The 14,955-nt window shown below is 47.6% G+C and carries 12 protein-coding genes; 11 read left to right on the forward strand and 1 reads right to left on the reverse strand.

Annotation, left to right across the window (positions count from 1 at the left end; all coding sequences use genetic code 11):
* Positions 1 to 5: 5 nt before the first annotated feature.
* A complete protein-coding gene (locus tag OGX67_RS14740) occupies positions 6 to 983 on the reverse strand; it encodes a Bug family tripartite tricarboxylate transporter substrate binding protein (RefSeq protein ID WP_003839716.1) in 978 nt (325 codons plus the stop codon).
* 153 nt (positions 984 to 1,136) lie between these two features.
* Between OGX67_RS14740 and tctD the strand changes: the two genes are divergently transcribed.
* From tctD to OGX67_RS14795, 11 genes are all read left to right on the forward strand, one after another.
* Positions 1,137 to 1,811: a transcriptional regulator TctD gene (gene tctD / locus OGX67_RS14745; RefSeq protein ID WP_054528715.1), complete on the forward strand. Its 675-nt coding sequence runs from the start codon at positions 1,137 to 1,139 to the stop codon at positions 1,809 to 1,811.
* Positions 1,798 to 3,210 carry a sensor histidine kinase gene (locus tag OGX67_RS14750; RefSeq protein WP_257651593.1) on the forward strand — a complete coding sequence of 471 codons (1,413 nt, stop codon included), beginning with the start codon at positions 1,798 to 1,800 and terminating at the stop codon, positions 3,208 to 3,210. The genes tctD and OGX67_RS14750 overlap by 14 nt, the downstream gene beginning before the upstream one ends.
* Positions 3,211 to 3,663: 453 nt before the next feature.
* The gene (locus tag OGX67_RS14755) at positions 3,664 to 5,079 is read left to right on the forward strand and encodes an undecaprenyl-phosphate glucose phosphotransferase (RefSeq protein WP_071696788.1); all 1,416 of its coding nucleotides are present in this window, start codon (positions 3,664 to 3,666) and stop codon (positions 5,077 to 5,079) included.
* Entirely contained in the window at positions 5,069 to 6,355 is a 1,287-nt protein-coding gene (locus OGX67_RS14760) for an outer membrane beta-barrel protein (protein WP_257651592.1), read from the forward strand. Before OGX67_RS14755 ends, OGX67_RS14760 begins: the two co-directional genes overlap by 11 nt.
* 1 nt (position 6,356) lies before the next feature.
* Positions 6,357 to 6,914 carry a polysaccharide biosynthesis/export family protein gene (locus OGX67_RS14765; RefSeq protein WP_003037180.1) on the forward strand — a complete coding sequence of 186 codons (558 nt, stop codon included), beginning with the start codon at positions 6,357 to 6,359 and terminating at the stop codon, positions 6,912 to 6,914.
* 2 nt (positions 6,915 to 6,916) lie between these two features.
* The gene (locus tag OGX67_RS14770) at positions 6,917 to 9,046 is read left to right on the forward strand and encodes a GumC family protein (protein ID WP_204583335.1); all 2,130 of its coding nucleotides are present in this window, start codon (positions 6,917 to 6,919) and stop codon (positions 9,044 to 9,046) included.
* Complete coding sequence (locus tag OGX67_RS14775) at positions 9,043 to 10,254, forward strand: lipopolysaccharide biosynthesis protein (protein WP_003037176.1); 1,212 nt, start codon at positions 9,043 to 9,045, stop codon at positions 10,252 to 10,254. Before OGX67_RS14770 ends, OGX67_RS14775 begins: the two co-directional genes overlap by 4 nt.
* Positions 10,251 to 11,621, forward strand: coding sequence for a capsular biosynthesis protein (locus tag OGX67_RS14780; RefSeq protein WP_257651591.1), 1,371 nt, complete (start codon positions 10,251 to 10,253; stop codon positions 11,619 to 11,621). Before OGX67_RS14775 ends, OGX67_RS14780 begins: the two co-directional genes overlap by 4 nt.
* Before the next feature lie 4 nt (positions 11,622 to 11,625).
* Positions 11,626 to 12,615: a glycosyltransferase family 2 protein gene (locus OGX67_RS14785; RefSeq protein WP_257651590.1), complete on the forward strand. Its 990-nt coding sequence runs from the start codon at positions 11,626 to 11,628 to the stop codon at positions 12,613 to 12,615.
* Between the two features lie 14 nt (positions 12,616 to 12,629).
* On the forward strand, positions 12,630 to 13,841 hold the full coding sequence (locus OGX67_RS14790) for a glycosyltransferase family 4 protein (RefSeq protein WP_257651589.1): 1,212 nt from the start codon (positions 12,630 to 12,632) through the stop codon (positions 13,839 to 13,841).
* A 1-nt stretch (position 13,842) separates the two neighbouring features.
* Positions 13,843 to 14,955 carry a glycosyltransferase family 4 protein gene (locus OGX67_RS14795; RefSeq protein ID WP_003037168.1) on the forward strand — a complete coding sequence of 371 codons (1,113 nt, stop codon included), beginning with the start codon at positions 13,843 to 13,845 and terminating at the stop codon, positions 14,953 to 14,955.

Below are 14,955 nucleotides of genomic sequence, written 5' to 3' on the forward strand. Positions count from 1 at the left end.
TGCGTTTACTTCGCCAGACCGAAGGCTTTCGCCTGCTCACGATAATCCGTAACCTGTTTTTTCACGTAGTCGTCGAGCTGTTTGCCGCTCATGTTGAACTCAAACAGACCGCGCAGATCGCGTTGTTTTTTAAACTCATCGGTCTGCTGGAGTTTGTTAAAGGCATCAACCCACCACTGATACTCAGCGTCGCTGACTTTTGGCCCAACGTAGAAGCCACGAATGATAGGCCACACGAGGTCATAACCCTGCTCTTTGGCGGTTGGCACGTTAGCTAACTGGCCCGGTAGGCGTTCATCAGAGAATACCGCGAGCACGCGGATTTTGTCGCCGCTGAGGTAGGGCACCATCTCACTGAGATCGCCGGAAACCACCTGTACGTGATTTCCCATCAATGCGGTAACCGGTTCGCCACCGCCTTCAAAAGCCACATAGCGCATCTTATGCGGATCGACATTGGCTTTTTGCGCCAGCAGCGCCGACTTCATCCAGTCCTGGCTACCGATAGAAGCACCTGCGCCAATGACCACGCTGTTAGGGTCTTTCTCCATTGCCGTAAGCAGATCTTTCAGCGTCTTCCATGGCGCATCCTGACGTACGGCAATCATGCCGTAGTCGGTGCCGACACTTGCCAGCCAGCGGACATCATCCACACCGTAGCGACCAAACTTACCCTGTGACAGGTTCAGCAGGGAGCCGCCGGAGAAGGCCACCACGGTTCCCGCTTCAGCCGGGCGTTGAGCGACGATCGCGTTATAGGCCACGGCACCAACGCCGCCAGGCATATAGGTCACGCGCATCGGTTTTTCGATAGCACCGGTTTCCATCATGCTCACCTGAATCAACTTACAGGTGAGATCGAAACCGCCGCCGGGCTTAGCAGGGGCGATACATTCAGTGCGCGATGGCGCTTGTTCGGCCAGTACAGAGGTGCTCATCAGTAAAATGCTTGCAGTAAGGGTACGAAGTAACTGTTTTTTCATTGTTTATCCTCACGCCGGAAAACCGGATTTTCGGGTACGGAAGAAGATTTTTGTGATTATGTGAGCCGATGTGTAGCAGTTCGGTTGCGTGATTGTTAAAACATTAACCTTTCAATTCCCTTTCAATGCGGCAGAAACTTTACAGGATGTGATATGCGTCTCTTATTAGCGGAAGATAACCGTGAGTTAGCTCACTGGCTGGAGAAAGCGCTGGTGCAAAACGGTTTTGCCGTTGACTGCGCTTTTGATGGACTGGCGGCCGATCACCTTTTACATAGTGAAACATACGCGTTGGCGGTGCTGGATATCAATATGCCGGGGCTGGATGGCCTGGAAGTCGTTAAGCGGCTGCGCAAACGCGGGCAGACGCTTCCTGTCCTGCTGCTGACGGCGCGTAGCGCGGTGGCCGATAGGGTGAAAGGGTTGAACGTCGGAGCCGATGACTATCTGGCAAAACCGTTTGAGATCGAGGAGTTGGATGCTCGGTTGCGAGCCTTGCTGCGTCGCAGTGCGGGACAGGTGCAAGGCATCCAGCAACTGGGGGAGCTGGCGTTTCACGATGAAGGATATTTTCTGTTGCAGGGGCAGCCGTTGGCGCTCACGCCGCGCGAACAGGCGCTGTTGACGGTGCTGATGTACCGTCGGTTGCGACCGGTTTCACGCCAGCAGTTGTTTGAGCAGGTTTTCAGCCTGAGTGATGAGGTCAGTCCTGAAAGCATTGAGCTGTATATTCATCGTTTGCGCAAAAAGCTACAGGGAAGTGATGTGCGCATCGCCACGTTGCGGGGTCTGGGCTATGTGCTGGAGCGTAGTGATGAAGTGGGTTAAACCCCAATCGTTATACCTGCAACTGCTGATGTTTTTGGGCCTGCCGCTAATGTTGCTGTGGGGCCTGTCAGCATTTAACAGCTATGTCAGTGCGCTACAGGCGGCGACCCAGGCGTATGACCGCACGCTGCTTTCATCCGCCAGGACCGTCTCCGAGCGGCTGGTGGTGCGCAATAAACAGTTAGAAGTGAATGTGCCATGGGTGGTGCTGGACAGCTTTGAATTGAATATGAACGACCGACTGTATTACAAAGTGGTTGATCCGGCGGGGAAGGTTATCTCTGGTTATGACGATTTACCGGCGATGCCGCCTGCTACCTCGCGCACGCGGCTTTATCCGGCGCTGGCATGGTTTTATCACACTGAATATCGCGGTGAGGCAATCCGTGTGGCACGTCTACTGCAGCCTGTCAACGAAGGTGGCATTGTTGGCATGGCGGAGATTTATGTTGCCGAAACGCTGCAATCGCGGCGTTATCTGGCGCGACAGCTGTTGTTTTCCTCGTGGGTTTCGCAAGGGCTGTTGGTACTACTGACTCTGGTGCTGGTTGGTTGGCTGCTGCGCCGGGTGCTGCGCCCGATGCGCCAGCTGTCATCGCTGATGGTGCGTCGTGAGCCAGGTCTGCTGACGCCGCTGCCGGAGTTGCTGCCGTGGTCGGAAACCCGTCTGCTGATTGTTGCATTCAACCGTTATCTGGACCGACTTCGCGGTCTGATCTCTCGCCAGGAGCGCTTCAGCGCGGATGCTTCCCATCAGCTTAAAACGCCGCTGGCGGTACTGAAAACTCAGGCATCGGTGGCCCTCGCCAGCGCCGAGCCGTGGCAATGGTATGAGAGCTTACAAGCTATGAGTAGCACGCTGGATAACACCATTCAACTGACAGAGAGGCTGTTGCAGTTGTCTGCGGTGAAGCGCAAAGAGCAAGGGGAAAGGCATTTCTCGCCGGTTAATCTGTATGAGGTGGTGCAAACCAGCTGTTTTACCCGACTGGCGCAGGCGCGTAGTAAAGGGATCGATCTGGGCTATGAAGGGGATCAGGACGCGGTGTGGGTCGAGGGAGATGAAGTGCTGCTCGGTGAACTGTGTGGGAATCTGCTGGATAACGCACTGAAATACACGCCGACGCAGGGGATAGTGACCGCCCGGCTGCAACGAGAAGGAGAGGCCGTGGTGCTGGTAGTCGAAGATAGTGGGCCGGGCATAGACGAGCAGATGGTTCATCAGGCTCTGCTACCGTTTCATCGTCTTGATAACGTAGGCAATATCCCAGGCGCCGGGATCGGCCTGGCGCTGGTTAATGATATTGCTCGTCTACATCGCACGCATCCTCAGTTAATACGTAGTGAGACATTGGGTGGGCTGATGGTTCGGGTACGCTTTTTAAGAGCTACGGTATGATATATTCGTGATTATGATATTTGTTATTTTATTATAATAAAAAGTAATTAACTTTATTATTAATGTCATTTGAAATATTGTCTTAAGGAAGTTGTTTTTATTTTAATTACCGTATTAAACAGCACCTCTAAGGTGATTCAGCGTCAATGAAACAATATTTTTTGCAATTCATCATACATAAAACACTTTTTCATAGACCATGAATTGTTACCTGTCAATAGCAATGATGTTGTTAAATATTATCTTTTTTGCTGAGGTGGATAAAACTGTTATTGATTTTATTTGTATTAAAATCATATAGATGCGATTTTTCTGGAGATGTTTGTCACAGTAATGAGTATTATTTTTTACATTTACTGACAATGTACCATTGCGTTTTTTAGACTTGTGATATAATTAGCAACATGAAATGAGAAAAAAACAATTAAAGATCAATAAATAATGGGCTGAGATATGCTTAAAAAATCGCTAAAGATTAGCAGCCAAGGATATCCAGTCTTTTTAAAACTGGTCGATTTCATTGTTATCAATGTGGTGTTAATTTTTAGCGCCCATCTGTTGGGTTTGCTGCCCTTTAACACCATTGCGATTTTGAGTCTTCTCTTCTCGATCTTTTTCTTACTGTTTGCTGAATACATTAAAATGTACCAGCAAAAGATTAAGACGATCGGTTTGCGTAATCAAAAACGCTTGGTTTTTTGTACGCTGCTGGCGATTTTTTTTAACGAACTGGTCAGTATGACGGTGGCTGAGCCTGAATCACTCGGCTACTTAGACAGACTGCCTTCACCGTTTTATTCAGCCATTATTTACTGGTACTTCATTCCATTACCTTTTCTTTACTACATTCGCTTTTTTATTTTTAAGTATTCAACGAAAAAGAGTATACGCGTGGCGATTATTGGTCTGACCGACAATGGTCTGGCTGCAGAAACTGCGCTAATGAATGAATACGCCAATATCACATTAGATTTGGCTTTTTATGATGAGCGCGCCTTATCTCGCTGTGGCGATATCGTTGATAAAGTTAAAAGTCCCTTTCGTGGTCCGGTGATCAATCTGGTTGAGGAAGCCAGGCAGGGAAATATAGACGAAATCTACATCGCTTTACCGATGGTTGCTTTACACCGAATTCGTCATTTTTTAGCGATGATGTCTGACACCACCGTAGATACCTATATTGTCCCTGACTTTTATACTTATAGTAACAACATGTCCAAGTTACGCTCCATCCACAACCTGCAAACTATCGGTATCTTCAGTTCACCGTTTGAAGGGGCGGGGTCGTTTATTAAGCGGGCGGAAGATCTGGTTCTTGGCAGCATCATTATGGTGATGATTTCCTCCCTGATGCTGGCTATTGCCATTGGTATCAAACTCACGTCCCGCGGGCCGGTGTTTTTCAAACAGGACCGCTATGGTCTTAGCGGGCAAAAAATTAAGGTCTGGAAGTTTCGTTCTATGCGCGTCATGGAGAATTCCGATACGGTTATTCAGGCCACGAAAAACGATCCGCGGGTAACCAAATTCGGGAGCTTTTTACGCCGCACTTCGCTGGATGAACTTCCGCAATTTATTAACGTTTTGCAGGGAAGTATGTCGATTGTCGGTCCCAGACCTCATGCGGTTACGCATAATGAGCAGTACCGCAAACAGGTTGAAAATTACATGATCCGCCATAAAGTTAAGCCTGGGATCACTGGGCTTGCGCAGATCAACGGGTTCCGTGGGGAAATTGATGCGCTTTATAAGATGGAAAAACGGGTTCAGTACGATATTGAGTACATTCAAAACTGGTCGTTATGGCTGGATTTAAAAATTATTATTAAAACTATTTTCAAAGGATTTGTCGGTAAGAATGCATACTAAATTACTCGTTATTACCGGAATCGTGATATCGCAGTCCGCATGGGCTGATTTAACACCGAAATCACACATTGGCTTTGCGGGGATAGACTTCCAGGGCAAGGTTGCTGTGGACTACGGTTATAATGATAACGTCTCTTATCAGCCACATAGCAATGATGCTATCGGTTCCTCATTTCAGAGTGCAGCGCCAGTGCTGAGTATGAGTGGAGAGCGTGGTCAGGATAAGTATTTGCTGATGTACTCCGGGGATTACCGTAACTACTCAAGCGATTCTGCTGATAACTACAACGATCATTTTTTCCGTTTTAACGGTGCCTGGCGTTATGGGCTCAAGCATGGTTTAACCCTTAATCTGGAGGATTCGCTTGGGCATGAATCCCGTGGTCGTGACATCACCGAGGGTTTTCTACCGAGTCAATTTGAGCAATATGGGATTAAATCCCCGCTGACGACAAATTTTATCAATAGTGAATTGCGCTACAGCTATGGTGCGCCTGATGGTCGCGGCAAAGCGGAACTGGCGTTGTTATACAAAAAACTGACTTTCGGTAACACTTCTGATGTTCGGGACAGCAGTGAAGACTTCTACAATTATATTCAGGAACAGGAATGGCATGAAAATAGCCTGATAGCGGAAGTTTTTGACCAATACTCATCCAGAACGCGCTTTCGCTATAGTTTTATTACTAACCAGCGTCGCTATGATAACAACTCAGAAAAAGACACTAATGAGTACTATTTGCTGTATGGCCTGAAGTCGCAGTTGACGGGGAAAACCAATGTCGACATGAATATTTCATGGCTGTATAAAACATTTGAAAACAACGCAAACTCGCATGATTTTAATGGTCTAAACTGGGACATAAAAGCGGAGTGGAAGCCATTACAACAATCTGTTTTCACGGCCCACTCTGCGCAAAGCATTAAAGACCCATCGGAAGTTGGGGGATATATTTTAGTGACCCAGTATGGCCTTTCTTACCAGCATTTCTGGTTAGGCACTCGTTTTTCTACTTTATTGGACTACTCATTCACTTCGGAAGACTATAAAAAACAGAACAAGGATCGACTTGATAAAGATGGTGTGTTTAGCGTAACCATGAGCTATGACTATACGCCGTCGGTTAATTTTGAGATTAAATATCAGATAGATACATTAAATTCGAATAGGGATACTGACTCGTTTTATATCGGTCCCAACGACAATCAGGAAGTCATTAGAACGTTGGGTTATGATAATTCTATGATTATGCTTAAAGCTAAGGTTCAGATCTAAAATGAAAATAATAGAACTGTGCGCGGTTTTGCTTTTCAGTATCCTGTTGGTCGGATGCACAACGTCCAGCCCGCGATTAATGGACGATCCTGCTACTGTTCAGCAGGATTACCGACTTGGAGCGGGGGATACGGTCAATATCGCTGTTCATGGTCAACCCGATATGACGATGCGGTTTATTTTGGATAAGAGTGGGGAAATTAATTTCCCATTTGTTGGTGCTCTTAAATTACAAGATAAAACCGTTGATCAAGTGACAAAAGAATTAACTCAACGCCTGACCGGAGATTATTTTACCACTCCGATGGTGACGGTGAGCATTGCCGAGTTCCGCAAATACTATGTTTCAGGCGAGGTGAAAAGTCCAAATGGCTTCGCCTATGAGCCAGGGCTTACCGTCGAGAAGTCTATTGCGCAGGCGGGTGGGTTTACAGACCGTGCGGACCGTCAAGATATCAACATTCGTCTGTCGGGTAGCAATCAGCTGCTTGAGAATGTCGATTTAACGCACTCTGTTCATCCAGGGGATGTCGTGATTATTGGCATGGGGTTCTTCTAACGATGAAACTATCTATAGTGGAAAACGGCAAAAAACGAGAAAGCAGTGTCGAATTCTCCCGCTTTGCCAAAGAGCTGAAAAAGAACGCCTGGAAAATCGCGCTGGCCGGTATCGTTGCTGGGGTCGTCGCGTATCCATTAATCAGCATGATGTCCTCAAAGTATGTTTCAACGGCGACGGTGCTGATTAAGGCGCAAGCTGATAACGTTTCTCCGTTTCCACAGGTTGATGGTTTCGATTCAACGCGTAGTGGTTACTACGAAACACAATATGCGTTGATGCATTCACGTATTGTGCTGGAGAAAGCCATACGTGATATGAAGCTGGATGAAAACCCGGAGTTTACCGGGGAAAAAGCCGGTGCTCGGGGGGCTGATAGCAATGAAAGTCGGCAACTGAGAATGGAACAAGCGCTGAAAACGCTGGCGAAAAATCTGAATGTCATTGGTATTCGTACGACGAACCTGGCGTCTATTACCTATGAATCAACGTCCCCACAGGTTGCGGCTGACATTGCGAATGGCGTCGCGCAGGCTTTCATCAACTACACGGTGGAGCAGAAGCGTCTGAAAGTGGAGCAAGCTCGTGAACTGAATTTTGAAAAAATGGAAGAGATTCAGACGTCGATAGCTAAGCAAAAAGACGAGATGGACAACTATCTGAAAAATGCCGGGCTGCTGACCTTCCGTGGAATCGATGGTTTTGAAACCGAGCAGCTAAGTATCGTAACCAATCGCCTGGCCGATGCAACTCAGCGTCGGGTTGCCGCTGAATCCGTCTATAACGAGGTGAACGGGGGAGGTAAGTCCATTGAGAGCGTTATCTCGCTGCCTTCGGTCTCTAATCATGCTCAGATCCAGGATTTGCGCATTGCGTTGATTCAGGCGCAACGAACGTTGTCCGAACAGCGTAAAGTCTACGGGCCAAAAAATCCCGCCATTTTAAAAGCAGAGGCCGATGTTCAGTCGATCCAAAACCAGACTGGACGAGTATTGGGTGAGCTGAAAGTCGGTTTACGCCAGCAATATCTGGCGGCGCTGGCGGACGAAAAAAACTATCAACAGCAGGTGACTGAGCAGAAAGAGATCTTCCAGAAAATGGCGTCAAAACGGGATGCCTGGAACAGTCAAAAGCTGTCGTTAGATAAAATGGAAGACCTGTATAAATCGCTTTATCAACGTACTCAAGAGCTGTCGCTGTCCGGTGTGAATGCTGATGCGGTGTTATACGACCCTGCGGCACCCGCGTTAAAACCGGCGAAACCGAATAAATCTTTGCTGTTGCTGATGGTGGTCATGCTGGTGGTGGTGTTCAGCATCATGTATTTCATTGTTAAAGCGGCAATGGATAACTCAATCGGTACTCTCAGTCGCATGAAAAAACGGCTCAATGTTGCTCCGCTGGGTGAAATCCGTCGTTTTAGCGGAACCTCAGGGCGCGCGCAGGTGCGGGACATGATCATGAAGAACCCGCTGAATGCCGATATTGTGCACGGTATCCGTACCCGGATTATGCTGGATAATCGACCTTTACAGACGCTTGCCGTGGCGTCGACAGAGCACGGTGATGGGCGTTCTTTGTTGGCGAATCTGTTAGCTAACTCTTTTAGTTTCGACCAGAAAACACTGCTTATTGATGCGGATTTCTTTAACACTGACGGGCTCTCTTCTGAACTGGCGTCGGCAACATCCGCAGGTTTGGCGGAACTGTTGCGCGGGGAGGTTCAGCTTGAAAAGGCGCGGATTACGCTCAGTGATCATCTCGATTTTATTCCGCACGGCAAGACAACCATCTCTTCTTTACTGATGCTGTCGTCGGGGCACGTTGAGCCCTTAATGCGTGAACTGAAATCGCACTATCAGCGCATTATTATTGATGTCGCTGCTGTGAATCAGAGTCAGGATGTTCAACTGATTAAACGCGCCGTTGATGGGGTGATTTTCATTGTGAAAGCCGGGACGGGGTCCGCCGGGCAAATCGCCAACGCGCTGGATAAGCTGGAAGAAAATAACGGCGTGGTAATTGGCGCGGTACTTAATGCGGTTGAAGAAAAAGATCTTGAGACGCAAGAAGGTCTGCGTTCACTGAACTTCAGTACCGATCAACTGATGACCACGCCAGGCCGCGTATGAGTCTACTGAAGAGCGCTTCCACGATAGCCGGTTCATCAGTCATCTCGCAGCTGATTGGTGCACTGTCTATTTGGTTGATTTCACACAAGTACGATATGGCTGAGGTGGGGCTTTATGCGCTCAACTACAGTATCGCCGTGGTGGGCGCTCAGGTATGTACCTTTGCATCACAGCTGTTAATTCCTAAACAGCAGGATGACGAACTGGTACAGAATGTTGTGTTTTGCCTGATCCAAAGCACGATCATTGCCTTACCTTACGCCGTGCTCACCGCGTGGCTGTTTCACCAGAACATCCTGTTTCTCTATTTGCTGACGCTGGCAACGGCGTGGGTTTTGATCTCGGAAAACCTGTCGCTACGCACGGCCAACTTTCGTTTTCTGATTTTCCAGCGTATTTCTGTTTCAGTGGTGGTATTACTTTCGGTTCTGGTTACGCATTATGTACAGCTGTTTTATTGGTCGTGGGCCTGCGCGACGATGGCGCTGACCATAAGCTGTATTTTGCATTCGTTTGATATTCGTTCAGTGGCAGCCAGACATCTGCGACCCGCCAGTAATTGGCATTTTTTCAAACAGAATATTCATCACATTACCAAAGTGGGCAGTGCGGAAGTGCTGGCGATGGCCAGCAGCAATTTGCCGATTATGCTGATTAACTTTTGGTTCTCGGCGCTGACGGCGGGTTATTTTTCCGTGGTTAGCCGCTTTTGCCTGGCACCGGTGGTGATCATCGGCAACGCGGTACGCAATACTATTTTTTCCAAGTGGTCTATCGACTTCAGAAATAATACCTTTAACTATCAGGAATATACCAAGGTACGTATGCTATTGCTGGTACTAGGGGTTATCTGTACCCTTGGGGTTTTTATTTTCTATCCGATTGTGATGCGCCTCGGTTTTAGCGAAGACTGGATTAACTCCATTGAGACGTCGCGCTACATGTTGCCCTATTTATTCCCTGCGCTGGCGATAAGCCCTCTGACGGTGATAGAACTTATTTTTGGTTCCCATCGCTATTTTCTGCGTATCCAACTGGAACAGCTGGCGATTGTACTATTCGCTTTTGTCGTGACGCCCTATTTTTATAAAGATTATGCAACGTCGGTCATCTTGTTTTCTTCACTGACATTTATTCGCTACGCCTTCATTTATCTGAAAATGAATAAGCGAGCCAATCTCCTGAAAGACAAGCCGGTGATAATATGACACTGAATACCGGATACTATTTACAGGTTTATACTTTTGTCACGCTGATCCTGTGTGGCTTGGTGCAATACTTTACCGGTATGCAGTCAGTGCTGTGGATACCTTTTTTCCTCACCTTATTGATGGTGGGATTATTGGTGATGCAGACGCGTGATGGCTCGCTGCAACTGGATGCGCAGGAGACGATTGTTCTGGCGTTGTATTTCTCGTTCCTGGTACTGGCTGGGACATCGACGTTGATTCAGGGCGGGATCACCGTCGCGATTGTGGCATTTAAAAACGAAATTGCATTGTCGCTGGTGATGATCTGTTTGCTGCTAGGGTTTTGCCGGGAGTCGCAGATTTATCGTGTAACACGCTATCTGTACTGGGTTTTTTACGCGCAGATCCCGGTAATGATTTATCAGGTTTTACTAGTCGTTCCCCAGCGCGTTGCGTTGCGCGGCGAAGATGAGAAATGGGACTCCGTGGTTGGCACGTTTGGCGGTGACCCCATGGGGGGCGGGAATACTGCCGCAATGGGGCTGTTTTGCCTGTTAATTATGTTGTTAAAAGTCTCCGAATATAAGCATGGGCTCACCACGTTCAAATCCATGGCGCTGCATATTGTTCTCGGTATCGGTTTATGCATAATTGGTGAAGTGAAGTTTGTCATCCTGCTATCGCCAATATTCCTGGCGTGGGTGTGGCTCTCACCGAGCTACGTCAAAGACGTTAGTAAGGTTAATCTGAAAACGTTATTGGTTATTGTGGCGGGAATGCTGTTGCTCATTAGCCTGTCGATTGTGATCCTCGCGTACTATTATTCTACGGCGTTCGGTGGTGATCCATCGAAAAGCTCGTTAAGTATTTTTATCGACTCCTTAAGCTATATCTTTGATCCGAACTACATTATGTCTACCGGTGAATTAGGGCGCTTTACGACGTTCCTGTTCTGGTTGAAAAATAACGATCTGTGGGGGCTTTCAGGAACGTTATTTGGCTACGGACTCAACGCCACTAACAGTGGTAGTACGGTGTCGCCGGGATTTTTGAATATTATCTACAACTTAATTCTCGACTCGACCTCCCTGAGTATGCTGCTGTGGGAAGTGGGGGCGATTGGTACACTACTCTTTGTTAGCTTATTCATTTATATCCTGAAAGTTTGTCAACCAAAGCCATTACTGAGACTTGAACAACTGGACCAGCAGGATCTCCAGTTGCTGAGTTTTGCACCGGCGTTTAACGCTTTTGCTATCAGTTGCTTAATTAGCTTACCTTACAGCCAGATACTGATGATTACACCGATGTTACAATTCCTGTTCTATTTATCACTAGGGGCAAGTTTAGTGATTCGTCGAACCGTCCTTCGCTGCGTAGGGTAATTGTATGGACCAAAAACCGTTTATTTCAGTGAGCATTAAAACACTCAATGAATCTAAATGTATTGAGAAGACGATTGACAGCATCCGTAAGCAGCTTATTGACTATCCACATAAAATTATTGTGGCAGATAGTCTCTCAACGGATAACACCCAACAGCTTGCGATCGATAAAGGGGTGACCGTAGTGTCCTTAACTGACCCTGGCGATCGCTGCTGTGGCGTCGGGCACCAGTTAGGTTATCTGTATAGCGAAGGGGAATATCTGTTGTTGATGGACGGCGACATGGAGCTGGAAGAAGGATTTGTGGATCAGGCCGTCGCCTTTTTGCAGGCTGAACCAGAATATGCAGGCGTTGCGGGAACCGTTGAAATGGATGATGCCGTTAACTATGAATTTAAGTCTCGTAAGCAACGCATTAATAAAATATATCCGCTCGGGGATAGTGACCATTTAGGCGGTGGTGGATTATATCGTCGCTCTGCGATTGAGAAAATTGGTTATCTGACTAACCGTAATTTGCACGCGTATGAAGAGGCTGAGCTGGGTCTGCGTTTAATCGAAGCGGGCTATAAACTGCGGCGTCTGGATATTCCTTACTTCAGCCATACGTCACATACGCTGCCGACGTTTCAGATGCTGGCGCGGCGCTGGACCAGCGGTTATTACCAGGCTCCGGGTGAGCTTTTGCGTTGTAGTTGGGGGAAACCCTGGTTTTCCCAGACATTCAACATCGTGAAGAATGAGGCGGTATTTGCGCTCTACCTTATTCTCTTATTTGTGGCGCTGCTCACCTTTAATATCAACGTGTTTGCCGTTGCGCTTCTACCATTACTGGCATTTACCTTGTTGAAGATTGTGCAAAACCGCTCGTTAACAGATGGACTGCAAAGCGTTATTAACTTAATCGTACGCTCAGCGGGGCTGATCAAAGGTATTTTTTATCCCGTACGCGATCCGTTGACTCCACCTAACAGTAAAATCATTCATGAATAACCGGGGCAGGCGCCATGAAAGTATTATTAGTTAACAAGTTTTTTTTCATTAAAGGCGGCGCGGAAACGGTTTATTTTCAAGAGCGCGATATGCTGAAACAGGCCGGAGTGCAGGTTATTGATTTCTCTATGCATCATGATAATAATTTCCCCTCGGACTATGCGGATTATTTCGTCAGCAATGTGGACTACCACAAAGAGAGCAATCTGCTGGGCGGTATCAAAACGGCGGTTAACTTTATTCATAATTCGCAGGCCTGCAAAAAAATGCTGGCGCTATTAGAAAAAGAGCGCCCGGATATTGTCCACTTTCACAACATCTACCATCAGTTAACACCGGCGTTGATTAAAGTTGCGCGTAATTTTGGCTGCAAAACGGTGCTGACTGCGCATGACTATAAGATTGTGTGCCCCTCGTATTCCATGCTGCGCGACGGCAAAGTGTGCGATTCCTGTATTACCGGGACGGTTTTCAATGCCTTCAGGTATCGTTGCCAGGACGGTTCAGCCTCAAAAAGCTTACTGCTCTCCCTGGAGGCAACCTGGCAGTACATTGCACAAAACTATCAGGCGCTGGATGTGATTATTTCACCGAGTGTTTTTTTACGAGGTATCCTGCTGCGTACGCTGCCAAATTCGCGCATTGATGTCATCGTCAATGGCGTTGATGACAGTCGTCCCCTGGCCGAAGTAAGCGATGAGGGCTATATGCTGTACTTTGGCCGTCTGAGCCGTGAAAAGGGCGTGGCAACGTTGTTGGCAGCGCATAAAAAAATGCAGAACAGCGCGCCGCTGAAAGTTGTGGGGCACGGTCCGTTGCATGATGAATTAGCCGCCAAATACCCTGATGTTGAATTTTTAGGTTATGTGCAACAAGGAGAAGCCCTCGACAAGCTTATTAAGCATGCGCGAGCGGTGATCCTTCCTTCTGAATGCTATGAAAACTGTTCTATGGCGATATTGGAAGCGATGTCCTTAGGCAAGCCGGTTATTGGGTCGCGCATTGGCGGCATCCCGGAACAAATTCGTGACGGTATCGAAGGGATTTTATTCGAACCAGGCAATGCGCAGGAATTGGCAAATGCGATGGACGTCCTGGCTGACTCGCAAGAGAAGGCGCGGAATATGGGCTTACATGGCCGTGCGCGGTTGAGTGAAAAATATGCGCTGAGTAAACATATGGATACCTTACAGGCGCTGTATAAAGAACTGCTGAGCAGGCCATAGAATGAGTAAAAAAATAACGGTTTTTGGAACGCGTGGTATTCCCGATGTATTGGGCGGTGTGGAGACACACTGTCAGAATCTTTATCCTGCTATTAAGCAGCAGTTCGATGTGGATATTTGCGTGATTGCTCGCTCGCCATATGTAAATTACAAACGTTCGGTCTATAAAAAAGTCGAAACCTACGCGCTGTGGGCACCCAAAAAGCGCTCGCTGGAAGCTATTGTCCATTCCGTTTTAGCGGCGTTTAGGACACGTATCGACCATTCGGATATTGTGCATGTCCATGCTATCGGCCCTGGCCTTGTGATCCCACTCTTACGCGTGATGGGTAAGAAGGTGGTTTTCACCCACCACGGACCTGATTACGATCGTCAGAAATGGGGTTTCGTTGCAAAAAAAATATTGCTGCTGGGCGAACGTTGGGCGGTGAGATATGCCAACGAGGTGATTGTGATTTCTGAAGTTATTAATCAACTGATCCAGAAAAAACATGGTCGCTATGATGCGCATTTAATTCACAATGGCGTAAACGAGCCGCGGTTGTTATCAGAGCTCACCATCGACAATACGCTCTCCCGCTTTGGGCTGCAGCCGAAAAATTATCTCGTTGTGGTTGGACGGTTTGTGGAAGAAAAAGGGATGCATGATGCCATTGCCGCCTATCAACACAGCGGTTTGACCATGCCGTTAGTGTTAATTGGTGATGCGGATCATCCAACCGAATACAGCATTCGCCTCAAAAAGCTTGCCGCCGACACGCCAGGCGTAGTGATGACCGGTTTCTTACGTGGTGATGAGCTGCAGGCGGTGTTTTCGCAGGCCAGGCTATTTGTGATGCCTTCATACCATGAAGGATTGCCCATTGCGCTGCTGGAGGCAATGTCATTTTCTCTTCCGGCCGTCGTCAGTGATATTCCTGCTAACCTTGAAGTTCAACTGCCTGCCGAGACCTATTTTAAGGTGGGAGATGTAACCGGTCTGGCCGAAAAATTAGGCCAAGGGGTAACAGCAAATAGCGTGGACTATCGTGTATATTTGCAAAACTACAATTGGCATGAAATCGCCAAAAAGACGGTTAACGTCTATCACTCAATTGATAAAGATATAGGTTAA

The sequence above is a fragment of the Citrobacter sp. Cf118 genome (assembly GCF_030334095.1).
Classification (GTDB): Bacteria; Pseudomonadota; Gammaproteobacteria; order Enterobacterales; family Enterobacteriaceae; genus Citrobacter; species Citrobacter freundii.